Consider the following 25,620-nt stretch of genomic DNA (forward strand, 5'->3'; position numbering starts at 1 on the left):
CGCACAGTTGCGCCCGCCCGCGCAAAATCCTCCGGCATGATGCGGCGCCGAGGAAACTTGGCGCCGCGTCGTTCGACCCCACAGCGTACCCATCCCGAAACCAAGTGGGGGAGGCCCCGGCAAGAGCAGCGCGCGTGTGAGATGCTTGGGGGGGTCAGGCGCGGCCGCGCAGGTTCATCACCATCATCCGCGGCTCGGTCATCGCCTCCATCGCCCAGCGGACGCCCTCGCGGCCCAGCCCGGAGCCCTTCACCCCGCCGAAGGGGTAGGTATCGACGCGGAAGACGCCGGTGTCGCCGACGATCACGGCCCCCGCCTCGATCTCGCGAAACGCCATGAAGGCGTGCTCGAGGTTGTTGGTGAAGACGCCGGCTTGCAAGCCGTAGGGCGAGTCGTTGGCAGCGGCGACGCCGGCGGCGAAGTTCTCGATCGGCTCGACCGTCGCGACCGGGCCAAAGACTTCCTCGCACCACACGCGCAGGCGATGCAGTCCGGGCTCGCCGAGCTCGACCAGGGTGGGGGCCACGACGTTGCCCTCGCGCCGGTTGCCGGTCAGGATACCGGCGCCGGCCGCGCTCGCTTCGCCGATCCATTCCATCACGCGATCGGCAGCCTCCCTGCTGATCATCGGCCCGACAATCGTGCGCTCGTCCATCGGATCGCCCACGCCCAGGCGCTCGGTCGCCTCCACCAGCCGCTTGAGAAAGCCTTGGTACACGCGGCGATGAACGAAGATGCGCTGGACCGAGATGCAGACCTGCCCGGCGTGGATGAAGGCGCCGCGCGCGGTGCGCGCTGCCGCGTAATCGAGGTCGGTGCCCTCGTCGATCACCAGGGGGCCGTTGCCGCCCAGCTCCAGCGACACGCGCTTGGTCCCGGCCTTAGCCTTGAGCGCCCATCCGACCTTGGCGCTGCCCGTAAAGCTGAGCATCCGGATGCGCTCGTCGGTGGCGAGCCGCTCGGCGACCGGCGGGTCGGCCGAGATGACGTTGAAGCCGCCTGCGGGCAGGCCGGCCGCGGTCGCAAGCTCGGCCAGCATCAATGCCGGCCCCGGGCATTGCGGGGGCGGCTTGACGACGATCGTATTGCCGGTGGCGATCGCGGGCGCGACTTTGTGCGTGATCAGGTTGAGCGGGAAGTTGAAGGGGCCGATCGCGCCGATCGGGCCGAGTGGAAAGCGTTCGACGAGGCCTACCGCGCCGGCCAGCGCGGGCTCGAAGTCGATCGGTTCGTAGCTTGCGCCGAAGCGTTTGACCTCCTCGGCGGCGAGTCCCAGCACGCCGATCGTGCGGCCGACCTCGGCGCGCGCGTAGTCGATGGGCTTGCCGGTGCCCAGCGTGATCGCGCGCTCGAACTCGGTGCGCCGCTCGGCGACACCGCGGCCCATCGCGGTCAGTATCTCGGCGCGCCGTGCGCGCGTCAGCTTGCGCGTTTGGGCGAAGGCGCGCGCGGCGGCCGCGATCGCCGCGTCGGCTTCCTGCTCGCCGGCGCGCGCGACGGTGCCGACGACTTCGCCGTTATAGGGGTAGTGCAGATCGTAATGCTCGGCGGTGTCGATTGCTTGGCCGTCGATGAACAGCCGATAGAGCGGAGTCGCCATCGCAGGGCCTCCCATGCGCGGATGCGCCGGCCGAAGACGGATTCGGCGGTCTCGCTCCAATCTTCGCGCAGTCCGGCCGCGCGGGAAAGAGTGAGCGGCTCATTGCGCTGGGTGGCGGGGGCTTCCGTTGAACCCGCCGGACGACAGTCGGGGCAGAGAAGCACGGAGGCCCGCCCCACTCCACCACTACGAGGCGGCGCGCCGGCGCGGCGCCTCGCCCGCGGCGCGTTTGCCGCGCTCGACCACGTGCGGGCCGGCCTCGTGCGCGGCCGGCGCCGGACGTCCGCGCAACGCTCGGAGCCAGGCGTGGAACGACTCCATGTAGGTGTAGATCACGGGCGTGATGTAGAGCGTGAGGAACTGCGAGAAGAGCAGACCGCCGACCACCGCCACCCCCAGTGGACGGCGCGCGTCGGCGCCCGCCCCGGCGCCGATCGCGATTGGCAGCGTGCCCATCAGCGCCGCCATCGTGGTCATCATGATCGGCCGGAAGCGAATCATGCAGCCCTCGAAGATCGCTTCGGCCGGGCTCTTGCCTTCGGTGCGCTGGGCATCGAGCGCGAAGTCGATCATCATGATCGCGTTTTTCTTGACCAGGCCGATGAGCATGATGATGCCGACGAAGGCGAGCAGGTCGAGCTCGAGGTGGAAGATCATCAGCGTGAGCAGCGCGCCGAAGCCGGCCGCCGGCAGGCCGGAGAGAATCGTCACCGGATGGATGAAGCTTTCGTACAGGATGCCGAGCACCATGTAGATCACCAGGATCGCCATCAGAAGCAGGATGCCGAGGTTGCGCAGCGAGGACTCGAACTCCTGGGCGGTGCCGGTGAAATTGACGCTGATGCTGGCCGGGATGAGGTCGTCGGCAAGCGCGCGCACGTGGTCGAGCGCCTTGCCGAGCGAGACACCGGGCGCGATGTTGAACGAGATCGTCACCGACGTAAGCTGGCCCGAGTGGTTGATCGCGAGCGGACCGAGCGTGCGCTTCAGATGTGCGATGGTGTCTAGTGGAACGAGGTGGCCGTTGTCTGAGCGGACGTAGAGCAGCTTGAGCGTGTCGGGATTCGCCTGGTAGCGCGGCTCGACTTCAAGTATCACCCAGTACTCGTCGTTGGGCGCGTAGATGGTCGAGACCTGACGTTCGCCGTAGGCGCTGTCGAGCGCGTCCTCGATCGACTGCGCGGAAATTCCGAGCGCGTGCGCCTTGTCACGGTCGATTACCACGTTGACCTGCGGGTTGGCGATCTGGAGGTCGCTGGTCACGTCCTGGAGCTCGCGCGAGGCGCGCAACCTGCGCTCGAAGAGCTGGGCATACCTGTAAAGCTCTTCGGTGTTGGGGCTCTGCAAGGTGATCTGGTAGGTCGCCTCGGTGAACTTGGCGCCGATCTGGATCGGCGGCGGGTTCTGGAGAAAGGCGATGATGCCGGGGACCGCGGCGAGCTTGGGCCGCAGCTCGTTCATCACCTGGTCCACCGTCAGCTTGCGCTCGGGACGTGGCTTCAAGTGCGCAAAGAGGATGCCCGAATTGGGCGCGCCGTTGGGGCCCGCCGCGCCGACGCTGGAGAAGAAGGTCGTCACGTTGGGGTCGCTGCGCAGGGCGTCGGCGAGTGCCTGCTGATGCTTCACCATCGCGTCGAACGAAATCCCCTGTGCCGCCTTGGTGAAGATCAGCACCTCGCTCAGGTCCTCGCTGGGCAGGAAGCCCTTGGGCGCGACCTCGTAGAGATAGACCGTGCCGGCCAGCAGTCCCAGCGCGAACACGAGCGTGGCGGGCCGATGCCGCATCACCCAGCCGAGACTCGTCCGGTAGCCGGCGAGCATCTCGTCGAACCATCGTTCGGTCACCTGGTAGAGCCGGCCGTGGCGTTCGCTTTGCGGCGGCCGCAGGAAGCGGCTGCACAGCATCGGAGTCAGGCTCAGCGAGACGAAGCCCGAGACCAGGATGGCGGCAGCGATGGTGACCGCGAACTCGTGCAGGAGGCGGCCGATGATCCCGCCGAGGAAGAGCACCGGGATGAACACCGCGGCCAGCGAGAAGGTCATTGACAGGATGGTGAACGCGATCTCCTGCGAGCCGTCGAGCGCGGCCTCCCACACCCCCTTGCCGAGCTCCATATGGCGCACGATGTTCTCGAGCATCACGATCGCGTCGTCCACCACGAAGCCGACCGAAAGCGTGATCGCCAGCAGTGACAAATTGTCCAGGGTGTAATCGAGCGCGTACATCACCGCGAACGTGCCGATGATCGACAGCGGCAGCGCGAGGCTCGGGATGATGGTCGCCGAGAGGTTGCGCAGGAACAGGAAGATCACCATCACGACCAGGAACACGGTCAGCAGCAGGGTGAACTGGACGTCGTTCACCGAGGCGCGGATCGACTCCGAGCGGTCGTACAGGCGCGTGATCTTGACCGAGGCCGGCAGCTCCGAGCGGAAGGTCGGCAGGATCCTGTTGATCGCGTCAACCACTTCGACCGTGTTGGCGCCCGGCTGGCGCTGGATCGCAAGCACCACCGCGCGCTCGTTGTCCACCCATCCGGCCACCTTGTCGTTCTGCACGCTGTCGACTACCCGCCCGAGCTGCTCCAGTCGCACGGGCGCGCCGTTGCGATAGGCGACGATCAGCGGGCGGTAGGCGGCGGCGCTGGTGAGCTGACCGGTGGCCTGCACGGTAAAGGCCTGATGGGAGCCGTAAAGGGTGCCGGTGGGCAGGTTGACGTTGGAGTTCTGGATCGCCTTGGCCACCTCGTCGATGCCGATCCCGCGGTAGGCCAGCGCTTGGGGATCGACCTGCACCCGCACGGCGTACTTCTGCGAGCCATACACCTGAACCTGCGCCACCCCGCTCACCATCGAGATGCGCTCGGCGAGGTAGGTTTCGGCGTACTCGTCAACCTGGGAGAGCGGCAGCGTGGGCGAGCTCAGCCCGAGGTAGAGAATCGGCTTGTCGGCCGGATTGACCTTCTGATAGGAGGGCGGGCTCGGCATCCCCTGCGGCAGCAGCGCCTGGGCGGCAGCGATCGCGGCCTGGACGTCCTGGGCGGCGGCGTCGATGCTGCGGTCGAGGTTGAACTGGAGCGTGATGTTGGTGATGCCCTGGATGCTGGTCGAGGTCATCTGGTCAAGCCCGGCGATGGTCGAGAACTGGCGCTCGAGCGGCGTTGCCACCGACGACGCCATCGTCTCGGGGCTCGCGCCGGGCAAGGTGGCGGTGACCAGGATGGTCGGGAAATCGACGTTGGGCAGGTCGCTGACCGGCAGCGTGCGATAAGCCACCAGGCCGAAGATGACGACCGCCAGCGACAGCAGCGTCGTCATCACCGGGCGGCGGATGAAGGGTTCGGCCAGGTTCACGAGGCTACCTGCTGCGCCGGCTGCGCGGGGGCATTCTTGATTCTGACCCTGGCGCCGGGGAACAGCCGCAACTGACCGTCCGTCACCACCGTCTCGCCGGCCTTAAGCCCGCTCTTGACGACGGTTTCGCCGTCGAGCGAATCGCCCACCACTACCGGCCGCGGGCTTGCCGACAGATCGCGGCCGACTACGAAGACGAACGACCCGTCCTGTCCGGTCTGGACCGCCTGCGAGGGCACCACGATTGTGTCCGGCTCTTCGCTCAGAGTCAAAGTGACATCGGCGAATTGGCCTGGCCACAGGCGCTGGTCCTCGTTGGCGAATATCCCCTTGGCGGCGAAGGTGCCGGTACTGATGTTCACCGCGTTGTCGATGAAGCTCAGCGTGCCAAGCTCGGGCCGGCCCGCCGAATCGCCCTTGGGGCGCGCGGCAACCGCGAGCTGGCGCCCGTTCATGAACCGGCGCACCCGGGCGAGCTCGCGTTCGGGCATGCTGAAGTCCACGTAGATTGGTTTGATCTGGTTGATGATCACGATCACGCTGCCGGCGTCGTTGGCCTTGACCAGGTTGCCCGGGTGAAGCAGCAGGGCGCCGGTGCGGCCGTCGATCGGTGAGCGGATCTCGGTATAGCCGAGGTTGATCTTCGCGGTCTGTACGGCGGCCTCGTCGGCGAGCACGGTCGCGCGCAGCGCGGCCGCGTTGGCGTGCGCCTGATCGTACTGCTGCTGCGAACCTACGCCTTGCTGGAGCAGGTAGGTGTAGCGCTTCTCGTCGGTGTCGGCTTGGAAGAGCTGCGCGCGGTCGCGCGCGAGGTCGGCCTCGGCCTGATGGAGCGCGGCCTCGAATGGGCGCGGGTCGATCTGGACCAGCAGGTCGCCCTTCTTTACGGTCTGGCCCTCGCGAAAGTAAACCGTGGCGATTCGGCCGTCGATCTGCGACTTGAGCGAGACGGTCGAGTAGGCCTGAACCGTGCCGATCGCCTGGAGCTGGATGGGGACGGTCTTGCTGACGACCTGGGCGACGGTGACCGGCACCGGCCCGTGCATAAACCCCATCTCCGGCGCCGGCTTGGACTTCGAGCAGCCGGCGCCGAGCAGCGCTGCCAGCGCGAGGACGGCCGCGAGCGCGGCGCTTGAGCGCGCGCACGGGCGCACCTTGTTGAGGAAGGTTTCCAAAGCCAACTCCGGTCCAGACCTCGCAATTCCCACCCGCGCCTTGGCGGCTCCGAGACTCGGCGCGGCGACCGGCCGGCGTCGCTGGCCGCGCCGCCCCAATCTCATCAAGGATAGCAGAAGCCGGGCACCGGCGCTCGGCGGAGAGCCCGCGCTTCGGCTAGCGCGGGATCACCGGCAGCACCAAACGTGACGGATAGCGGCTGTCGTGGAAGACGCTCTGACGGGCGGTTCGCAGTTCGCTATCGGCGAAGAGGTCATGCCCGGTGTTGGGGTTGCGATCGTAGCGCGGGAAGTTGCTCGAGGAGACCTCCAGGCGCAGGCGATGGCCCGCGCGAAAGAGGTGGCTCGTTGCCCACAGGTCGATGCGGTACTCGTAAACGCGATCGGGTGTGATGGGCGCCGGCGCGCTGAGCGAATCGCGAAACCGCGCGCGCACGGCGCCTTCGACGATATTTTGCGCGTAGCCGTCGGGCCGAACGTCGCACAGCTTGGCCGTGAAGTCGGTATCCGGCGCGGATGACGCCGCGTACAGCACCATCATTACCGGCCCGGTCAGCTCGAGATCGCGCTCGAGCACGTCGGCGGTGTAAACGAGCACGTCGCCGCGCCGCTCGACTTCAGTCTGATCGAAAACGCCGGCTTTCAGCCCCAGCGTGGTCCCGCCGCGCGTAGGCACCGGGTCGTTGGGATCATAGACGTAACGGTCGACCGGCTCCTCGGCCGGACGCTCGAAGGCCAGCCGGCCGTCGCCGGCGAGAGTATTGGCGCGTCCGCCGCTGTGCAGGAACATCTCGGTGTAGCGCGTGCGCGCAAGCGGCCATTCGTTCTCGTCGCGCCAGCGGTTCTCGCCCATCACGAACAGCCGCACCGGCGGCTCGTCGAGCACACCGTTGTCCATCCCCTTGAGAAAATGATCGAACCATCGGAGCTGAAAGGCGTGCAGTTCGATTACCGCCTCGGCGCCGAAATCGATGTCGCCGGTGCCGCGCGAGGTCGGGATAGAGTAGGGCAGCAGATGCGCCCACGGACCCATCAGCAGCTTCTGCGCGCGGCGCGCGCGCTCGCTGCGCGCGCGATCGCGCATCCCGAGGTACATCGCCAGCGTGTCGTACTGAAAGACGTCGTACCACGAGCCGACGTGCAGCATCGGGGTGTCGAATTCGCCAAAGCGTGTGCGCAGATCGGTCTGCGCCCAGTACGGGCCGTCGGTCCAGTTGCGCAGATAGTCGGCCAGATACGGCGCGCCCTCTTTGAGCCGCTCACCCCAGTCGCGCAGCGGCAGATGGTGGTAGGCTTCGCGCTTGAGCGGCGCCATCGGGATGTCCGGGCGCGAGACGTAGCTGTCCAGGCGCGCGCGATGCGCCTCGTAAATTCCCTTGCGCGCCAACGTGTCGCGCGCCATGAACATGAAGTACGCCAGCATCCACCCCAGTTCGAGTAGCCCGCGCCGATAGGCGAAGTTCTCGAAGTAGGTGACCGGCCCCGAAACCGGCGCGGCGGCGAGCAGATTGGGCGGTCGCAGGCTCGCCGCATAGTACTGCACCAGTCCCAGGTACGACTGCCCGACCATCCCGACCTTGCCGTCGGCCCACGGCAGCGCGGCCGCCCACTGCACGGTGTCGTAGCCGTCGCATGCCTCGTGGACGAAGGGATAGAAGTCGCCCTCGGAACTGTGGCGGCCGCGGGTGTCCTGCACCACGACGACGTAGCCACGTGGCGGAAAGTAGTCCTTCTCCGTCAGCGCCATTCCGGCGCCCTTGTCGTAGGGCGTGCGCACGACCAACACGGGGAAGCGGCCGGGCGCGTCGGGGCGATAGATGTCGGCGCGCAGCTGCACGCCGTCGCGCGTGCGCATCGCCAGATCTTTTTCGACGGTCACCTTGTAGGTCGGTTCACTTTGCTGCCGCGCATTCGCCATCGTCGATGCTCCCCGCCGCGCGTACCGCGCGGGCGCTCATAAATCGTTCGTCGATCGAGTGTGTAGAACACTGCGAGGCGCAAAAGCCAGCGCCGCGATTGTCGCTCTACCGCGGCCGTGGGACCACTGGGGCCGTTGGGCGAGCAGGCAGAGATCGCGCCCGCCCGTGATCGCTGCGATCGCGCGATGGGCCTGGTCTGCGGATGCTCATTAAATGCCGTCGTGGCTACCGTTGATTTTCGGTCGCCCGCTTCGCATTGGTGGGCTTCGCTTCCCTCGCTTAGATTTTGCCTTCCGCCCCGGCCTTGGTATCTGCCTTGCACGCCTTCATATCGGAGCGGCGGGCGAGCGCCGGCACGCGACGGCGAGCGTCGCGAGCGCCGAGGGCCGCGGGTGGCAAGGCCGCCGGCGCGCGCAGGACGGGCGGGTGAGCGGTCGGGATGGCGGACGGGGCCGGGCGGTGCGGTTTGGGATTCGCGATGGCGAGTATCGCGGTGGCCGATAACGCGCGAGTCTTCCTGGAAGAGGGAGTTTCCCAACGAGTGGCTCCGCTGCTTTCGGCGCTCGGCGTCGAGCTGACGAGCGCGGCCGAAGGCCAGGGCGCCACCTTGCGCGCAGAGTTTATCCGCGGCGCCAACGCTGCCCACCGCCTACGCCTGTATCGTGCGGACGTGGGCGATGCGCTTGAGTTCGACGTCCCCAACGCCTGCGCCGCCGCCAGCGCGATCCTTTCCCACGCGCTCAACCTGCCCTCGCCGTTGCTCACCGCCGACGAGGGTATGTTCGCCGTCCTGCGCGCCGCCGTCCGTACTGCGCGCACCGATTCGCCGATCGTGCTCACCGGCGAAACCGGTACTGGCAAGGAGCTGCTGGTGCGTTTGATCCACGCGGCGAGCGGGCGCGCGGGCGGGATGTTCTCGGTCAATTGCGCGGCGCTCAACGACAGCCTGGGCGAGCACGCGGCCAGCCTGGCGGAGGATGTCGCGGGCGACGGCATGATCGGCGTTGACGCGCTGTTTGCGGCCCCCGACACCACACTCTTCCTCGACCAGGTCGCGGAGCTTACGCACGTCTCGCAGACCTGGGTGCTGCACGCGATCATGCGCGCGGCGGACCAGGCGGCGGGGCCGACGGTGCGTGGGGGCGCGCGTCTTATCTCGGCAACCAACCGCGCGCTCGAGCCGCTGGTCGCCGCCGGCGAATTCCGCCGCGAGCTCTACGATCGATTGGGCGTACTGACGATCGCGCTGCCGCCACTGCGTGAACGTCCGCCCGATATTTTGCTGCTCGGGGCGTATTTCCTGCGCACGGCCGCCGCCGACTTGAGCTTCACTGCGGGCGCACTCAAGGCGCTGACCGCCTATCCGTTTCCGGGCAACGTGCGCGAGCTGCACAATCTGGTGACCCGCCTGGCGATCCTGCCGCGCGAGGCCGCCAGCCGCGTGATCCATGCTTCCGAGGTGCGCGCGCAGCTCGTCGCGGCCAACACGCCGGCCTCGATCTGGAAGGCCAGTCCGTTTCGGACCCGCTGCGAGATGGCGCGCCAGGCGCTGGCCGCGTGCAAGGGCGACCGCGCGGCCGCCGCCCGCAAGCTCGGAATCAGCATGCGCGCTCTACAACGACACGCCGTCGCAAATCGCGGCGCCTCGCAGCCGCGCGGCCGCTAGGCGGTTGCGTCGGCGCCCAATTACCCGCCACCGGCCCGATCACTTCTGTTGGCCTCCGATGCGGGAAAGCTCAATTGACTTAACTCCGCACGCGGCATACGGATTAGCCCAGCTTGGGAGACAAATTAGGTCGGCTAAAGCTGGGAAATCGCCGGAGAAGGACTTCCGGCTTGTCATGGCCTAGCCGGCGTGCGTCCGAAGCAACGCAGTGCGCCCGCGAGCCTCATGGCGACCGATTAACCGCGGACGAGTTGGGGGAACTGGACGGAAAGGAGGACCGAGGTTTATGCGTATGTCACGCAGCCTGGGAACCTTGCTCATCGCTCTCTGCGTGGGAGCGGTGGCGCCGTCGGCAACCGCGCTGGCGCAAGGCGGGGAGGCGCAGACGATCCCGCCGGGCACGGTGATCACGAAGCAGAACTGGCGCCAGTACCAGCAATTCTTCTCGGACGGCGAGAAATATTTCTGGGAGGGACAGGGATTCTGGAAAATGCCGGACGACGTCGAAATTCATGTCGGCCAGCCGCATCATTTCACCCTGCCGCCGCCGTTCGTCGAAGCCAACGAGAAGTACGGCGGGCAAACGCGGCTGGTCAAGATGCCCGACGGCCGCTTCAAGCTGGAGAACTACGTGGCGGGATTCCCGTTTCCCAACCCCAGCGGGCCCGACATCGGAACTGAAATCGCGGCCAACGTGACGTATCGGCTGCAAGGCGAGATGTTCGCCGTCTTTGCCGACCTCTACCCGGACGGCCAGTTGCCCGGCGGCTTCTTCGTCAAGGATCGCTTCGGCCACTGGGCGGCAACGAAGGTTGATGCGCTTTATCGTCAGCTCGCCTACAACTGGGAGCCGGGCAAGCCGCGCATCAACCCGCAGGCCGCCGGCGCATGGTACACCGAATGGCTGATGGTCGAGGTCCCTGAGCAGTCGAAGTACACCGCCGACCTGACGATCTTCTTCCAGGACAATCTGCGCGAGGAGGAAAACTACGTATTCATCCCGGCGCTGCGCCGCTCGCTGCGGCTGTCAGTGTCGGCGCGCTGCGCGCCACTGTTCGGCAGCGATATGACGCACGACGATCAGCGAATCGGATGGAACGGCGGAGTCGGCATGTTTCAGGCCAAGCTGCTCGGTTCGCAGCCGCTGTTGACCTTGCAAGACATGACCAAGGCGGCGGGCAGGTTCCCCGACGAGTACGACGGGATGCTGGGATGGCCCAAGCCGTCGTGGGGCGATTGGGAGGTGCGCCAGGTATGGAAGATCGACGTCGGGCGCATCCCGTCGCTCTCCCCAGGCTACTGCTACGGTCGGCGCGTGATGTATATCGACAGGCAGTACTACCAGACCCAGGCCGAAGACCTCTACGACGCCAATCACAAGCTGTGGAAGGTCGTGGTGATCGCGCTGACCGCCAAACCGATCGACCACGGCGAGGGCGGGCCACAGATGGGCGCGTCGGCGATTTGGGAGACGTACTGGGACGTGCAGAACGAGCACGTCAGCTACGTCACCAGCATGGGCGCCAACGGCGACTCGTTCAAAGTCGATTACGAGATTCCCAAGCAGTACGACAACATCCCCAAGTACTCGACTCCGGGCGGTCTGATGCAGCTGATGCGCTAGACGCAGGCTTTTCAAGCTGACAATGCAAGCGGGGCGCGGCCATCCGCCGCGCCCCGCTTGCTTTCCGCCCTCAGGATCCCGGTCTGCTGCGCGCTTGCGCCGCAGGCGCTCCTAACCCTTGGGTAGGCCGAGCACGCGCTCGCCGATGATGTTGTGCTGGATCTGGTTGGTGCCGGCGTAGATCGTTGGCCCGCGCGCCGCCAGCATCCGCTGCGACCAGACACCCTGGTCGAGCGCGAAGTCGGCGTGATGCTCGAGCTGGCTGTACGGCCCCAGCAGTTCCATCGCGAACATCGCGATCCGCAGCCCGAGCTCGGTCGCGCACAGCTTCATCATCGAACCCTCGGGCCCCGGCGGCAGCCCCTTGAGCTGGCGCGTGAGCTGGCGGAAGCCGGTGTACTTGATCGCCTCGGTCTCCATCGCGAACTGCGCGATTTTCTGGCGCACGCTGCTTTCCTCCCATGCGCTGCGCCCGTTGCGCCGGACGCGCCGCGCAAGCTCGGTCAGCTCGCGCACTTGCTTGCGCAGCCCGCGGTCATGGCCGCCCGAGCGTTCAAACATCAGCGTCGTAATCGCAACCTGCCATCCCTGGTTCTTCTGCCCGACGATGTTGGCGCGCGGCACCCGCACGTCCTCGAAGAAGACCTGATTGAAACCGCGCGCGCCCGTCATCTGGACCAGCGGGCGTACTGTGATCCCGGGCGTCTTCATGTCCACCAGCAGGTAGCTGATGCCCCTGTGCTTGGGCGCCTCGGGGTCGGTGCGGGTAAGTAAGAAGATCCAGTCGGCGTGATGCGCCGAGGAGGTCCAGATCTTCGAGCCGTTGACGACGAAGTAGTCGCCGTCCTCGACCGCGCGGGTCTGAAGCGAGGCGAGGTCCGAGCCCGAGTTGGGCTCCGAGTAGCCCTGGCACCAGATCTCCTCGGCGGTGAGGATCTTCGGCAAAAAGCGCCTCTTCTGTTCCTCGCTGCCCCAGTGGATGAGCGTGGGGCCGAGCAGCGGGATGCCGAAGCCAGTGTAGGGCGCCGCCGATCCGATGCGTTCGAGCTCCTGCTCGTAGATGATCGTCTGGAGCAGGCTTGCGCCGCGTCCGCCGTACTCCCTGGGCCAGCTGATTCCGATCCAGCCGCCCTCGTTGAGCCTGCGGTGCCAGCGCACGTTGGCCTCCCATTGGCCTTCGGCCTCGTCGGCCAGCGGCTCGCGCAGCGGGATGGCGTACTGCTTGTTGTTCTCCAGCCAGGCGCGGAATTCCGCGCGGAACGCCTCGTCCTCGGGACTGTAGTTGAAATCCATCAGCGCTTCGCCCTCTGGAACATGATTTTCGACCGTCGCGCGCGCGCCGTCTAGCCCTTGGGCAGGCCCAGGATGCGCTCGCCGATGATGTTGTGCTGGATCTGGTTGGTGCCGGCGGCGATCGTGCCCGAGCGCGCCGAGAGCAGCCGGAACGACCAGCATCCGTTATCGAGTGCGAACGGCGCGCCGTACTCGAACTGGCTGTAGGGGCCGAGCAGCTCGGCCGCGAAGAGCTGCAGGCGCATGTTGAGCTCGGTGCTGCACAGCTTGAGGATCGAGCCCTCGGGCCCCGGCGGCAGGCCCCGCAGCCGGCGCGTGAGCTGGCGGTACCAGGTGTATTTGATCGCCTGCGCCTCGCACTCCATCGCCGCGATCTTCTGCCGCACGCTGCTGTCCTCCCATGCGCTGCGCCCGTCGCGTTCAATCCGCCGCGCGAGGCTTGCCAGCTCGCGCAACTGAACCTCGGTGTTGCGGCTTAGGTTGCGCTCGAACATCAGCGTCGTGATCGCGACCTGCCATCCCTGGTTCTTCTCGCCGACGATATTCTTTCTGGGGACCCGTACGTCCTCGAAGAAGACCTCGTTGAAGCCGCGTGCGCCGGTCATCTGGACCAGCGGGCGCACGGTGATGCCGGGGCTGCGCATATCGACCAGCAGGTAGCTTATTCCGCGATGCTTGGGCGCGTCGGGGTCGGTGCGCACCAGCAAAAAGCACCAGTCCGAGTGTTGCGCGCCCGAGGTCCATACCTTCTGCCCGTTGACCACGAAGTCGTCGCCGTCCTCGACCGCGCGGGTCTGAAGCGAGGCGAGGTCGCTGCCGGCGTTGGGCTCGGAGTAGCCCTGGCACCAGATCTCCTCGACGCTGAGAATCTTTGGAATGAAACGGCGCTTCTGCTCCTCGGTGCCCCAGTGCATCAGGGTCGGCCCGATAAGGCTGAGTCCCGAGCCGATAAACGGCAGCGGCGCGCCGACGCGCTGGAGCTCCTCGTGATAGATGATGGTTTGCAGGACGCTCGCGCCGCGTCCGCCATACTCCTTGGGCCAGTCGATGCCGAGCCATCCGCCCGCGGCGAGCTTCTTGCACCAGGCGATCTTCTGGGGCCAATCCTGGTCGTCTTCGGTCGCCAGCATCTCGAGCGCGAAGCGGGCGTCTTTGGGCGCGTTGCGCTCCAGCCAGGCGCGGAACTCGGAGCGGAAGGCCTCGTCCCCGGCACTGTAGTTGAAGTCCATCGTTGACGCTGTCTCTCCCCGCGGCGGCGTCCGGCCGTCAATGCGTGCCGGCAACCCTAAGGATGCATATCAGGCGCCGTTTGCAAAGCGCTGGCCAGCGGCCGGACTGTGCGCACCGTTGCTACGCTTCGGGGCGCGATTGACAACTCCGCGCCGTTCGCGGAAAACAGCCACGTACGGCCGTGAAAATCACGCTCGATCTGCCCGCCGACGTCTTCGACGCCGACTTTCCCGAAGACGCCTTCGCCGCCCGCGTGCGCGAACGCGCGATCCTCGAGCTGGTCGGCATGCATCGCCTGCACGAGCACGAAGCGGCGCGGATGTTGGGGCTGCAGCGCTGGGAGCTGGTCGAGCGGATGGAGGCGGCAGGAATCAGCCCCACCGAGAAGGTCTTCGACGAAATCCGCGGCGCGCTCGGCCGCGCGCTCGCCGCGCGCGGCGCGGCCGCCGGCGAAGGGAGAATTGCGATGCGGCTTCTGCACACGATGATCCGGGTCAACAACCTTGACGAGACGCTGAAATTCTACTGCGACGCGCTGGGGATGAAGCTCTTGCGCCGCAAGGACTATCCCGAAGGCCGCTTCACACTCGCCTTCGTCGGTTACGGCGGCGAGGATGACAGCACGGTCATCGAGCTGACCCACAACTGGGACATCAACAGCTACGAGCAGGGCAACGCGTTTGGCCATCTCGCGATCGGCGTCGCCGACATCTACAAGACCTGCGAGGAACTGCGCCGCAAAGGGGTCAAGATCACGCGTGAGCCGGGCCCGATGAAGTTCGGCGGCGGCCCGATCGCGTTCATCGAGGATCCCAACGGCTACAAGATTGAATTGATCGAGCGCACGTAACGGAGAAATCAATGAAGGCGGTCGTCTACCAGCGCCCGAACGAACTCGAAGTCGTTGACCTGCCGCGGCCCAAGGCCGGCGCCGGCGAGGTCGTGCTCAAGGTTCATGCCTGCGGCATCTGCGGCTCCGATCTCCATGCCGTGCAGCACGGCTTCGGGCTGCGGCCGGGATCGGTGATGGGCCATGAGTTCTGCGGCGAAATCGTCGAGCTCGGTCCGGGCGTCAGCGGCTATGCCGAGGGCGAGCGTGTGACTTCGCTGCCGTACATCGGTTGCGGAACCTGCGAGTTCTGCCGCAAGGGGCAGGGGATCCACTGCGAGAATATCCGCGGTCTCGGCCTGGGCCAGCTTCCGGGCGCCTACGCCGAGTACGTGATGTGCGGCGCGCGCAGCCTCTTCAAGCTGCCCGCCGGCGTCGATTCGCGGCTGGGCGCGATGGTCGAGCCGCTGTCGGTCGGATTGCACGGGGTCAAGCGCGCCGGACTGGGACGCGGCGCCTCGTGCGTGGTGATGGGCGCAGGGCCGATCGGGCTCGCCACGCTTGTCTGGTGCAAGGCGCGCGGCGCCTCGACAATTCTGGTCTCCGAGCTGGCGGCGGGACGCGCCGAGCTGGCCCGGCGCCTGGGCGCGACCGAGGTCGTCAATCCGACAGCCAAGGATCCGGCCGAGCGGATGCGCGAGCTCACGGGGCGCGCGCCCGACCTAGTCTTCGAGTGTATCGGCGTGCGCTCGACCCTGGAGGCGGCGATCCACATGGTCTCGACGCTGGGGAGAGTCGTCGTGCTCGGCGTATGCATGGAGCCCGACCAGATCACGCCCGTTTCGTGCATTTTCAAGGAGCTCAGCCTCGACTTCGTGCTCGGCTACAACGACGCCGACTTTCAGGAGACGATCGACGCGCTGGCCGCGGGCGCGATCGATCCGCGCCCCATGGTGACCGATGTGATCGGCGTCGAGCAGGTGCCGGAGATGTTTGAGGCGCTGCGCAAGCCGGGCAATCGCGCCAAGGTGATCGTCGAATTCCCATAATAGTGTCCGGAAGCGGACCGGCCTCTCCGCCCGCCTCTGCTTCCGCATCAATGCGCGTGCGTGGACCGCGAAGGAGTCCGAGGGCTCCCCCGCAGTCTCGGCTGCTGGTTCCCATGCACCCCACCGGCATGTTTCTTGACTAAAGCGCGCGCCGGCACAGAATTCGGCTATCCGGCAGTCTTGAAATAAGCCAGACGCTGTGCGGCCGAAAAGCCGCGCTCGCGCCGCGCGGAGCGTTTCTTGCGAGATGCGGCCCGCGATGGGCGCGCGTACGCCACCCGGGGGGCGGAGCTTCAAGCTTCGGCGGCGGCTTTTTGTCAGTGCCAAATTTCCGGTGGCTGCCCTTTGTCTGGCGCTCGCCTCGATCGCCCTGCTGACGCTGGCGTGGCCGACTCCGTCCGACAGCCCCGGTGCGGGCGACACCAGCGCCGACCGCGAGCTCGGGCAAGCCGACCTCGCGCACAATATGCTGAACTTCGGCGGCGCGGCGGCGCTCTCCAACCCCTCCGGCATCGCGATTGACAACTCGGACCATCTCTATATCGCGGATTCGAGCAACAACCGGGTGCTCGGGTGGATCAGCGCGAGTGCGTTTGCGGACGGCGCGCCGGCCGACCTCGTGATCGGCCAGCCCGACTTTTACAGTTACCGATGCGACGACGGCACGGCGCCGGGCGACGTGAACGGCGTGGGTGCGGACAGTCTATGCGGACCGCGCGGCGTCGCGGTGGACGGCACAGGCAACCTGTATATCGCCGACGCGATCGACAACCGCGTGCTCGTGTATGTCCATCCGTTCACCAGCGGCTCCAGCCACGGTCAACCGGCCTCGATCGTCTTTGGCCAGAACGGCAGCTTCACAGCCCGCGTATGCAACGGCGGGCAGGTCGCGGGCGACGCTGCCGGCCTCGGCCGCGACAGCCTGTGCGACCCGCGCGCGGTTGCGCTCGACGCGGCCGCCAACCTCTTCGTCGCCGACACCGGCAACAATCGCGTGCTGGAATACAACACGCCGCTCAACTCCACCAGCGGCGAGAGCGGCGCCGGCGACACGCTGGCCGAGCTGGTGTTCGGGCAGAACCTCAGCTTCACCACCAGAGCCTGCAACAACGGGCAGATGGCGGGTGATGTCAACGGGATCGGGCCGGACAGCCTGTGCGGGCCGGCCGCGCTCGCGCTCGACACCGCGGGCAGCCTCTTCGTAAGCGACTCCAACAACAGCCGCATCCTCGAGTATCACACGCCGCTTAGCCCGGGCGGCGGGCTCGGCGGAGCCGGCGACACGATCGCCGACACAGTCTTCGGCCAGAACGGCAGCTTCACCAGCGCGGTGCCCAATGGCGGCGCGGCCGGGCTCGGTGCCGACAGTTTGCTCAACCCCCGTGGGCTCGTGCTCGACATGGCTGGCAATCTCTACGTCGCCGACCGCGGCAACAACCGTATTTTGCAATTCAATCCGGCGAGCACCACGGCGGCGCACGTCTTCGGGCAGAGCGGCGTCTTCACCGAAGCGCAGTGTGACGGCAACGACGGCGGGATGCTCGCCGGCTTCGGCGCGGTGGTCGGCGCCGCGACGCTCTGCACACCCGCCGACGTCGCGCTCGACGCAGTGGGCAACCTCTACGCGCTCGACTCGGGCAACCGTCGGATGCTCGTCTTCGATACACCGCTCAACGGACAGAGCGGAGAGCCGGGCGCGGGAGACACCACCGCCGACCGCGAGCTCGGCCAGAGCGATCTCGATCACAACATGGACAACTTCGGCGGCGCGCGTGCGCTGACGCTTGCAAATCCGGCGCAGACCGGCGGCCCGGCCGCCCATCTCGCGATCGACACCGCCGGCCATCTCTACGCCGCCGACACCGCCAACAACAGGGTGCTCGGATGGGCGAGCGCGGCGGCATTCGCCGACGGCGAGCCGGCCGCGCTGGTGATCGGCCAGCCAGACTTCTTCAGCTACGGATGCGACGACGGACGCGCGGCCGGTGACGTCGAAGGTGTCGGCCCCGACAGCCTGTGCGAGCCCTCCGGGGTTGCGGTCGATACCGACGCCAGCCTCTACGTCGCCGACAGCGCGGATAATCGCGTGCTGATGTATGCGCCGCCGTTCGCCAGCGACACGAACGCAGGCCAGAGCGCCGCGACGGTTTTCGGACAGGGCGGCAGCTTCACCGCGACCGCCGCCGGCGCCGGCCCCGCCGGCCTCAACGATCCGCGAGCGGTGGCGCTCGATCCCGACGGCAACCTCTTCGTCGCCGATACCGAAAACAACCGCGTGCTCGAATATCTCACCCCGCGCGGGCCTGGAGGTGGCACGCCGGGCACGCCCGGCGCGGCGGGCGATACCACCGCCGACGCGGTCGTCGGGCAGGACGGGAGTTTCACACGCGTGGAGTGCAACGACGGCACGGCCCCCGGCGACGTGGACGGCGTCGGGCCGGACAGCCTGTGCAGGCCCGCCGGCCTGGCGTTGGAGGCCAAGCACAGGCTCTACGTCGCGGACTACGAGAACAGCCGCGTGCTCGAATACGTCCTGCCGCTGGACAGCGCGGTTGCCGGCTTCGTCTTCGGCCAGAACGGCAGCTTCACGACGCGCGGATGCAACCACGGCGCGGCGGGCCTCGGCCCCGACAGCCTGTGCAATCCCAGCGCCGTGGCGCTCGACTCCAAGCGCAACCTTTACCTCGCCGACAGCGGCGACAACCGCGTGCTCGAATACAACGCACCACTCGAGCCCGACGCAGCCCGGACGTTTGCCGCCGATCGCGTCTTCGGCCAGGACGGCTTCACCGCTGTCGAATGCGACATGGGCGCGGTCGCGGTCAGCGCCGAGACGCTGTGCGCACCCAACGGGCTCGCAGTGGACGGCGCCGACAACCTCTACATAGCCGATTCCGGTAACAATCGTGTGCTCGAGTACAACGAGCCGCTGGTGGGCGCTCCTTCGCCGACGCCAACTGCCACGCTCTCGCCCACGCCGACTGCAAGCCCTTCGCCCACGCCGACCGCGACGCCGTCTCCGTCACCGACGCCGACGGGGACTCCGTCGCCCACGCCCAGCGCGACACCGACTTCGAGCGCGACGCCCACTGCGACTTCTACACCCACACCCACTCTGACGCCCACGCCGACGGCGACGCCAACCCCGACTCCAACGCCGACGCCGCTTCCGCCCGGCGGTGTGCTTTCAGTTCCCTCGCAGCTGCTCTTCGGCAAAGTTGGAGTGGGTGTCGCGCCCAAGACCAGGACGCTCAAGATCAGCAATCTCGGCCCGGCGCGGAAGCTGACCGTGATGCTGGGGACGGTGAGTGCGCCCTTCGCGCTGCTCTCCGCGCCGGGTCCGTTCCAGATTGCGCCGCTTGGCATGCTTGGGGTGAAGATTCGCTTCACGCCGACGGCCTTCGGCCCGGTCTCGCAGACGTTCACGATCCGCAGCGGTGACGTCAGGCATCCGTCGGCCAACGTCAAGCTGTCCGGCAATGGGCGGTCGGGTCAGCTCTCGCTGCCGACTACGACATTGTTCTTCGGCAAAGTTGGAATCGGCGTAGCGCCCCGCATCCTAGGCTTCAAAATCACTAACGCAGGTATCGGCAGGCTCAACGGTTCGGTCGGCACCCTGAGCGCACCGTTCAGCGTGGTCGAAGGCGCGGGGCCTTTCAACCTGCTGCCTCAGGCGGCCTGGAGAGTGCGAGTCGGCTTCGCGCCGCAGAGCGTGGGCCCGGCCGCTTCGACCCTGAAGATCAGTAGCGACGATCCCCTCCGTCCGAGCACCGACATTGCAATCAGCGGCACCGGCGTCGCCGGCCATCTGCGGATCGATCTGCCGTCGCCGCCGACGCTTGCCTTCGGCGCAGTCGCAGCGGGCTCGGCTCTCGCAAAGAGCTTTACGATCACCAACAGCGCCAAGGGATTGTTGCGCGGCAAGGTGGGCACGCTCGACGCCCCGTTCACGGTGACGCTCGGCGCAGGCGACTTTACGCTTCAACCCGGACAGAAGAGAACGCTCCGCGTACGCTTCTCTCCCTCTGCGACGGGCAAGGTCGTCACTTCGCTGACGATAACCGTCGAGGCGCCGAGCGCGCCGGCCTCGGCGACCGTCACGATCGCCGGCAAGGGAGTCTGAGCTGCGCGCGCCGCCGCGTCGGAGAAGTTTCGCCGCCTGGGCGCGCTACGATTCGAGCCCGAGGAAGTCGCTGAGTGCGGCCAGCGCGTGGGGCTCGACCAGCGACGGCGCGTGGCCGACCCCGGGAACCTCGACCGCGCGCGCGATGCGCTGCACCTTGAGCATCCGCGCCACCGTCTCGGGCGCCAGCACGTCGCTTTGGGCGCCGCGCACGATGAGGATCGGCGCCAGCACCCGCGTATAGTGCAGCCACAGATCAAGCGGACGCGCCGCCGAGCCGCCGCGCGGCGGCTTGCGCACCGCCGGGTCCATCTTCCACGTAAGCCCGCCGCCCTCGGCCGGCTTGACGCTCCATCGCACCCACTCCGTCAGTTCGGCTTCGGAAAGCTTGGCCGCGGGCGGGTAGGTCTCGCGATAGTAGGCGGCGACGGCGGCGAGGTCGGCGAAGCGTTCCGGCGCCTCGCAGACGTAGGCGAGGATACGCTGGAGGCCGGCGGGAGCGATCTCAGGCCCGATGTCGTTGAGCACGAGGCGCTCGACGCGCTCGGGATAGCCGCCCGCGAACATCATCGAGACGATTCCGCCCATCGAGGTTCCGATCAGCGTTGTGCGTGCGATGCCGACGCCGTCGAGGAACTCCCTCAGATCGTTGACGTAAGTCTGCGGGTTGTACTCCAGCGGCGGGCCCCATTCGCTGTCGCCGCGGCCGCGCACGTCGAGCGCGAGCACGCGGTAGCGCGGCGCAAGATGAGATGCCAGGAGGTCGAAGTTGTGCGCGTTGCCGGTCAGGCCATGGATACAGACCAGTGCGGGCTTTCCCGCGCCGCCAAAGTCGAGATAATGCAGCCGCACGCCGCCTGCGTTTTGAAACTTGTCCTCGGGCATCTTCACAAAGCTCCCCGCGACGCGCACGCGCCGGCGCGATACGAAGTTTCGGCTGAATCGAACCTACGAGACTTTCGGGTAATCCGCGCGCGATTTCAAGCGCCTCACCGCCGGCTCAGTCGGCGCCGCCGGTCGGGCCGCCGCCCGTTGCGCCGGGCGGCCGCGCCCCCTGGACCAAATAAAGCAGCCGCTCAGGCGAGATTATCAACCGCCGCCCGTCGCGGATGATCACGCCGGTACGTTCGAACTCGCTGAGCTGTTCGGTGATCCGCTGGCGCGAGGCGCCGACCAGCTCAGCCAGATCCGCGTGGGTGAGCTTGAGCGTGAGGAGGCGGCCGCGCGCGTCGTCGGCGCCAAATTTCGCGCCCAGTTCGAGCAACGCACCGGCCAGGCGCTCGCGCAGGGCGAGCCCCAGAAAATTGGTGTAGCGCAGCAGCATCGCCCACCATCGCCCCACCGTGACGTCGAGCATCCGACTCAGCTCGTAAAGCGGCACGCCGAGCGCGGCGTCAACGAACGTCTCGGGCGAAGTCACGCCGACCACGCAGTCGCTGAAAGCGTCGCATCGGAAAGGGCGCTTGGCCGTAGGCAGGAGCGAAGACACACCAAAGATCTCGCCCGGGCCGACTAACGAGACAAGGACCCGCTCGCTGGCGTTGAGGAAGGTCAGCTTGGCGACGCCCGAGAGCAGCAGATAGACGGCCGCCGAGTCCTCGCCTTCGAAGAAAATCGTCTCGCGCCGGTGTACGCGGCGAGTGGTGGTCGCGTGAGCAAGGCGCTCCAGCCTCTCCGCCGGCAACCAGCTCAACGTGCGAAGCCGGCGCAGTAGCCTGGGATCATTTGCGGCGGCGCCTTCCACAACATGACTGGTTAGCACAGAGCACAGTTATGTCACTAAGGCGACGAAACGAGACGCCACTCACGGCGGGCGTAAAGAATTGGTCGCGCGAGCGACATTCATTAGACGAGTTGATGTTGTCTGAACTCGGACATGAATTTATCTTTTCTCCATCGGAGCCGATGGAAACTTTTGGGCGACCGCTCCAACCCGGATTCATCCAATTGCTACCTCTTGGCAACCCGGCGACAACGCTGGCTATCCAGATTTTACCGCGCGCCCTGCAAGCTGACGTGGAGCGAGTCGCGAACGCAAATCAAACGATGGCGTCAGGCTGCCATCAATGAAATTTCAGTTTGGCCTGAGGAGGCAGAAGTGGTGAGCGCAAAACTTTTTCAGGAGCTGACGAGGCTGGGCGAGGCGGTCGTTGAGCTGCCGCTCGCCGCGATGCGCCGCTTCGCCGATGCCGACGGCGAGCGCAAAGCCCAAGAGGCAGGATGGAAGGCCTACGACACCTGGGTGCGCGCGATCAGCGCGGCCACCGACGCGCTCTACGATAGCGAGGCTTTCGGCGCGGCGGCCGGGCGTTGGATTGAAAGCGGACTTAAATGGCAGCGGCTGTCCTCTGCCGCGGCGGGCGCATTCTTCGGTGCGCTGTGGCCAGCGATCGGGCTGCCCACAGCGGCCGAGATGACTGAGCTGCGCGCCGAGCTGCGCGCGCTGCGCGACGAAGCGGCAGCCGCGCGGCTGGAGGCCGCGGAGGCGCGGGCGGCACAGCCAGTGCTCCCTCCGGCCGCCGGCGAGCATCCGACCAACGAGTCGCTGGCCGCGATGTGGAACGGATGGATTGCGCAGGCTCCATACGTCAACGGCAGGGAGGGCGGCGATGCTTCGGCCAATTAACGCGCTCGGCGGTTATTGGTTCGACGGCGCGCTCCGCGCGCTAGAGGGGCTGCGCCACGGCCTGGCCTCGACGGTCAGCGATCCGCCGCCGGTCACGCACCACCGCGTGGTGTTCGAGAGCGGCAAGCTGCGCCTGCGCCACTACGCGGCCGCCGGCAAGCCGCATCGCACGCCGATCCTATTCGTTTACGCGCTTATCAAGCGCCCCTTCATCCTCGACATCCAGAAGGGCCGCAGCGTGATCGAGTATTTGACGCGCGCGGGCTTCGACGTTTTCGTCACCGACTGGCAGCCGCCGACCGCGGCCGACAGCTGGCGCGGCTTCGACGCCTACGTCAACGGCGACCTGCACGCGGCCGTGCGCGCGATACGCGCGTTCACGCGGCGCGAGCAGGTGACGGTGCTGGGCTACTGCTTCGGCGGGATGCTGAGCCTGGCCTACACCGCGCTCAATCCCGAGGGCGTGCGCAACCTGGTCACGCTGACCACGCCCTTCGATCTGAGCAGCGACGAGCTGCCGATCTACAACGTGGTCGAGCGCATGAGCGACGAGTCGATCGAGCTCGTCACGCGGATTTACGGCAACTGCCCGGCGTGGATGGTGCAGACGTTCTTCACCGCGATGGCGCCGGCGCATCACGCGATCGACAAGTACGTCGGGCTGTACCGCAACGCCGAGCGCGAGGGCTACGCCGAGTCGTTCGATCTCTTCGAGCGCTGGATGAACAGCGATGTGGCGCTGGCCGGGCGCATTTTCAAGGAGACCGCGGGTGGAATTTTCAAGCGCAATCAGCTGGCCCGCGGCGAATTCGAGATCGGCGGGCGTACGGTTGACGCTGCGCGCGTCGAGTGCTCGTTCCTCAACGTGGTCGCCGAATTCGACGATGTCGTCCATCCGCGTTCCAGTTTGCCGTTGGCTGAAAAGGTGAGCAGCCGCGATGCGCGCAACCTGACTTTTTCGACTGGCCACGTCGGCGCGATCGTCAGTGGGGCCGCGCATAAGGGGCTGTGGCCTCAGATCGGCGCGTGGCTCAAGGAGCGTTCGAACTGAGGGCGGAAAGCGGGGCCGACGGCGCGCTAGCGTGACGAAGCGGCGAAACTGTCGCGTACGCGACAAAGCGCGCCGCCCGCCTCCGGGCTTCGTGGTTAAATAAAAATAAACGGGAGTTCCACTCCCGCAAGCACAGCGGAGGAAATTAATGGCAGAGAAGGAACATCGCGAACATCGCGGAATCTACGAGGGCGTCTCGCGTCTGGCCGAGGCCTGCCTCAGCCCCGAGGGCGCCAAGAAGGCCGCTGCCTGGTACATCGATACCAGCGAGAAGCTCGCGACTCAGGCCCTGGATTTCCAGGCCAAGGCGACTGAGTGGGCCAAAGAAACCCCGCTCTACCCGCTCATCGAGGCCCAGCAGAGCATCGGCCGCAAGCTGATCGAACAGAGCGCCAGCACCGCGCGCACGCTCTGGCGGCTGGAGTAGCGCGTTTTCGCGCCGGCGGCGCGCTTCGCCGCCCAGCGCATCCGCGTCCGGTTCTGTGGCGGCTCGCGCCTGAGCGCGCGGGCCGCCCTTTTCTTTGAGCGGGCATCGATCAACAGTTAATTGTGCGGGAGGTTTAATCGTCATGCACAAGACCAGGAACGATCTTCCGGAGAAAACCCGCCACGAGGTGGCCGCGCTGCTCAACGCCCGGCTCGCTGACAGCGTTGACCTGATGCATCAGGCCAAGCAGGCGCACTGGAACGTCAAGGGCCCCAGCTTCATTGCCCTGCACAAGCTCTTCGACGAGATCGTCGATGAGGCCGAGGAGTGGATGGACCTGATGGCCGAGCGGGTGGTGCAGCTCGGCGGCGTCGCCGAGGGCAGCGTGCGTATCGCGGCCAAGCGCTCGACCCTCAAGGAATACCCGCTCGACATCAGCGCCGAGCGCGAGCACGTCGAGGCGATGGCCGCGGCGCTGGCGGCGTACGGCAAGAGCGTGCGCCAGGCTATCGACCAGGCCGACGAGCTGCACGACAAGGACACCGCCGACCTCTTCACAGAGGTTTCGCGCGGCGTGGACAAGTATCTCTGGTTCGTCGAGGCGCATCTCGGCTGACGATGTCGGTGGTGCGGCAGGCGTCCGCGCCGCCTTCAGGTGCAAAAGGTTTTTTGGCTGGCCGCCGGCGCCGCCGCGCTTTGCGCGGCGGCGCCGGCGGGATAATATCGGCTGCGCGCGATTGAGCCGCGCCCGCTCGTTCACGGCCCGCATGCTCGCGCGTGAGCGGCAGCGGCGCCGCGCCGCGCAAATTCCTTCGACGGAGAATCCGGTGGCTACACGCGCATTCGCTCAGAGCAAGGACGGGGTCAAGCTGCGCTACGAGGTTCGCGGCCAGGGCGAGCCGCTCGCGCTGGTCTTCGGTTACAGCGGCTCGGGCCGCGGATGGGGCGAGCCATTTCTCAGGCTGCTCGAGGCGCGCTTCAAGCTGCTGGTGATCGACAACCGCGGCACCGGCGAGAGCGACAAGCCCGAGCGCCCGTTCACCATTGCCGACATGGCCGACGACGTCGGCGCGGTGCTCGACCACGCGGCGGTCGAGCGCACGCACCTGATGGGGATCTCGATGGGTGGGATGATCGCGCAGGAGTTCGCACTGCGCCATCCGCAGCGCCTGCGCGGTCTGGTTCTCGGATGCACGTTGTGCGGCTTCGCCCACGGGGTGGCGGGGGATCCGGAAACGCTGGCCGCGCTCCAGGTCAAGCCCGAGCAGCCGCTCGAGCAGCAGATCGAAAAGCTGCTCGCCGCCTGCTGCGCCAAATCCTTTCTGGCCTCGGCGCGCGGCCAGGAGGTGCTCAGGGCGCGGCTTGCCGAAATCATGAACTACCCGATGACGCCGCTGCATACGTTCGCGTTGCAATGGCAGGCGATCGGCGGCTTCGACACTTACGAGCGCCTGGGTCAGATCAAGGCGCCCACGCTGGTGGTTACCGGCACCGCCGATCTTCTGGTGCCGGATCGCAATTCGGAGATCATTGCCGAGCGGATCCCGGGCGCGCGCCTGCACAAGATTGCCGGCGCCGGTCATGTCTTCTTCTGGGAGCAGCCGGAGCAGAGCGCCGAGGCGGCGGTCAAGTTTCTCTCGGCGGCACATTAGAC

At 67.0% G+C, this 25,620-nt stretch carries 18 protein-coding genes; 10 read left to right on the forward strand and 8 right to left on the reverse strand.

What is annotated here, in order from left to right; all coding sequences use genetic code 11:
* Positions 1-154: 154 nt before the first annotated feature.
* The 4 genes from VFB33_13090 to VFB33_13105 all read right to left on the reverse strand — a co-directional run bounded on the left by VFB33_13090 (position 155) and on the right by VFB33_13105 (position 8,047).
* Positions 155-1,600 (reverse strand): aldehyde dehydrogenase family protein, encoded by a 1,446-nt coding sequence (locus VFB33_13090; GenBank protein ID HZO82622.1) that lies wholly within the window; start codon positions 1,598-1,600, stop codon positions 155-157.
* Between the two features lie 186 nt (positions 1,601-1,786).
* Complete coding sequence (locus VFB33_13095; GenBank protein HZO82623.1) at positions 1,787-4,954, reverse strand: efflux RND transporter permease subunit; 3,168 nt, start codon at positions 4,952-4,954, stop codon at positions 1,787-1,789.
* A complete protein-coding gene (locus VFB33_13100; GenBank protein ID HZO82624.1) occupies positions 4,951-6,135 on the reverse strand; it encodes an efflux RND transporter periplasmic adaptor subunit in 1,185 nt (394 codons plus the stop codon). Before VFB33_13100 ends, VFB33_13095 begins: the two co-directional genes overlap by 4 nt.
* 151 nt (positions 6,136-6,286) lie before the next feature.
* Positions 6,287-8,047: a CocE/NonD family hydrolase gene (locus tag VFB33_13105; GenBank protein HZO82625.1), complete on the reverse strand. Its 1,761-nt coding sequence runs from the start codon at positions 8,045-8,047 to the stop codon at positions 6,287-6,289.
* A gap of 479 nt (positions 8,048-8,526) precedes the next feature.
* On the opposite strand from VFB33_13105, the gene VFB33_13110 reads away from it, so the two are divergent.
* Together VFB33_13110 and VFB33_13115 are read left to right on the forward strand one after the other, a co-directional pair.
* Entirely contained in the window at positions 8,527-9,714 is a 1,188-nt protein-coding gene (locus VFB33_13110) for a sigma 54-interacting transcriptional regulator (protein HZO82626.1), read from the forward strand.
* Positions 9,715-10,006: 292 nt separating this feature from the next.
* On the forward strand, positions 10,007-11,338 hold the full coding sequence (locus VFB33_13115; protein HZO82627.1) for a DUF1329 domain-containing protein: 1,332 nt from the start codon (positions 10,007-10,009) through the stop codon (positions 11,336-11,338).
* Between the two features lie 111 nt (positions 11,339-11,449).
* Here VFB33_13115 and VFB33_13120 read toward each other — a convergent pair whose 3' ends face one another.
* Complete coding sequence (locus VFB33_13120) at positions 11,450-12,631, reverse strand: acyl-CoA dehydrogenase family protein (protein HZO82628.1); 1,182 nt, start codon at positions 12,629-12,631, stop codon at positions 11,450-11,452.
* A 50-nt stretch (positions 12,632-12,681) separates the two neighbouring features.
* Complete coding sequence (locus VFB33_13125) at positions 12,682-13,860, reverse strand: acyl-CoA dehydrogenase family protein (GenBank protein ID HZO82629.1); 1,179 nt, start codon at positions 13,858-13,860, stop codon at positions 12,682-12,684.
* A gap of 182 nt (positions 13,861-14,042) precedes the next feature.
* On the opposite strand from VFB33_13125, the gene gloA reads away from it, so the two are divergent.
* The 3 genes from gloA to VFB33_13140 all read left to right on the forward strand — a co-directional run bounded on the left by gloA (position 14,043) and on the right by VFB33_13140 (position 19,862).
* Positions 14,043-14,711 (forward strand): lactoylglutathione lyase, encoded by a 669-nt coding sequence (gene gloA / locus VFB33_13130; GenBank protein ID HZO82630.1) that lies wholly within the window; start codon positions 14,043-14,045, stop codon positions 14,709-14,711.
* Between the two features lie 11 nt (positions 14,712-14,722).
* Positions 14,723-15,739, forward strand: coding sequence for an alcohol dehydrogenase catalytic domain-containing protein (locus tag VFB33_13135; GenBank protein HZO82631.1), 1,017 nt, complete (start codon positions 14,723-14,725; stop codon positions 15,737-15,739).
* 334 nt (positions 15,740-16,073) lie between these two features.
* Positions 16,074-19,862, forward strand: a complete 3,789-nt coding sequence (locus tag VFB33_13140; GenBank protein ID HZO82632.1) for a choice-of-anchor D domain-containing protein — start codon at positions 16,074-16,076, stop codon at positions 19,860-19,862.
* Positions 19,863-19,907: 45 nt separating this feature from the next.
* Here VFB33_13140 and VFB33_13145 read toward each other — a convergent pair whose 3' ends face one another.
* Positions 19,908-20,747, reverse strand: a complete 840-nt coding sequence (locus VFB33_13145) for an alpha/beta hydrolase (GenBank protein ID HZO82633.1) — start codon at positions 20,745-20,747, stop codon at positions 19,908-19,910.
* A 115-nt stretch (positions 20,748-20,862) separates the two neighbouring features.
* A complete protein-coding gene (locus VFB33_13150) occupies positions 20,863-21,546 on the reverse strand; it encodes a Crp/Fnr family transcriptional regulator (protein HZO82634.1) in 684 nt (227 codons plus the stop codon).
* A 417-nt stretch (positions 21,547-21,963) separates the two neighbouring features.
* Between VFB33_13150 and VFB33_13155 the strand changes: the two genes are divergently transcribed.
* From VFB33_13155 to VFB33_13175, 5 genes are all read left to right on the forward strand, one after another.
* Positions 21,964-22,488: a hypothetical protein gene (locus VFB33_13155; GenBank protein ID HZO82635.1), complete on the forward strand. Its 525-nt coding sequence runs from the start codon at positions 21,964-21,966 to the stop codon at positions 22,486-22,488.
* Positions 22,472-23,539: an alpha/beta fold hydrolase gene (locus VFB33_13160; protein HZO82636.1), complete on the forward strand. Its 1,068-nt coding sequence runs from the start codon at positions 22,472-22,474 to the stop codon at positions 23,537-23,539. The genes VFB33_13155 and VFB33_13160 overlap by 17 nt, the downstream gene beginning before the upstream one ends.
* A 148-nt stretch (positions 23,540-23,687) precedes the next feature.
* A complete protein-coding gene (locus VFB33_13165) occupies positions 23,688-23,966 on the forward strand; it encodes a hypothetical protein (protein HZO82637.1) in 279 nt (92 codons plus the stop codon).
* Positions 23,967-24,108: 142 nt separating this feature from the next.
* Positions 24,109-24,582 carry a DNA starvation/stationary phase protection protein Dps gene (dps, locus tag VFB33_13170; GenBank protein ID HZO82638.1) on the forward strand — a complete coding sequence of 158 codons (474 nt, stop codon included), beginning with the start codon at positions 24,109-24,111 and terminating at the stop codon, positions 24,580-24,582.
* A gap of 211 nt (positions 24,583-24,793) precedes the next feature.
* Entirely contained in the window at positions 24,794-25,618 is an 825-nt protein-coding gene (locus VFB33_13175) for an alpha/beta fold hydrolase (protein ID HZO82639.1), read from the forward strand.
* The last annotated feature ends 2 nt before the right edge of the window (positions 25,619-25,620 follow it).

The sequence above is a fragment of the Candidatus Binataceae bacterium genome (genome assembly GCA_035650475.1).
In the GTDB taxonomy this organism is placed as follows: Bacteria; Desulfobacterota; Binatia; order Binatales; family Binataceae; genus JAKAVN01.

Coding starts and splice junctions, on each gene's coding strand:
- VFB33_13090 (HZO82622.1), bottom strand. CDS start 1,600: ATGGCGACTCCGCTCTATCGGCTGTTCATCGACGGCCAAGCAATCGAC.
- VFB33_13105 (HZO82625.1), bottom strand. CDS start 8,047: ATGGCGAATGCGCGGCAGCAAAGTGAACCGACCTACAAGGTGACCGTC.
- VFB33_13110 (HZO82626.1), top strand. CDS start 8,527: ATGGCGAGTATCGCGGTGGCCGATAACGCGCGAGTCTTCCTGGAAGAG.
- VFB33_13115 (HZO82627.1), top strand. CDS start 10,007: ATGTCACGCAGCCTGGGAACCTTGCTCATCGCTCTCTGCGTGGGAGCG.
- VFB33_13120 (HZO82628.1), bottom strand. CDS start 12,631: ATGGATTTCAACTACAGTCCCGAGGACGAGGCGTTCCGCGCGGAATTC.
- VFB33_13125 (HZO82629.1), bottom strand. CDS start 13,860: ATGGACTTCAACTACAGTGCCGGGGACGAGGCCTTCCGCTCCGAGTTC.
- VFB33_13135 (HZO82631.1), top strand. CDS start 14,723: ATGAAGGCGGTCGTCTACCAGCGCCCGAACGAACTCGAAGTCGTTGAC.
- VFB33_13145 (HZO82633.1), bottom strand. CDS start 20,747: ATGCCCGAGGACAAGTTTCAAAACGCAGGCGGCGTGCGGCTGCATTAT.
- VFB33_13160 (HZO82636.1), top strand. CDS start 22,472: ATGCTTCGGCCAATTAACGCGCTCGGCGGTTATTGGTTCGACGGCGCG.
- VFB33_13165 (HZO82637.1), top strand. CDS start 23,688: ATGGCAGAGAAGGAACATCGCGAACATCGCGGAATCTACGAGGGCGTC.
- dps (HZO82638.1), top strand. CDS start 24,109: ATGCACAAGACCAGGAACGATCTTCCGGAGAAAACCCGCCACGAGGTG.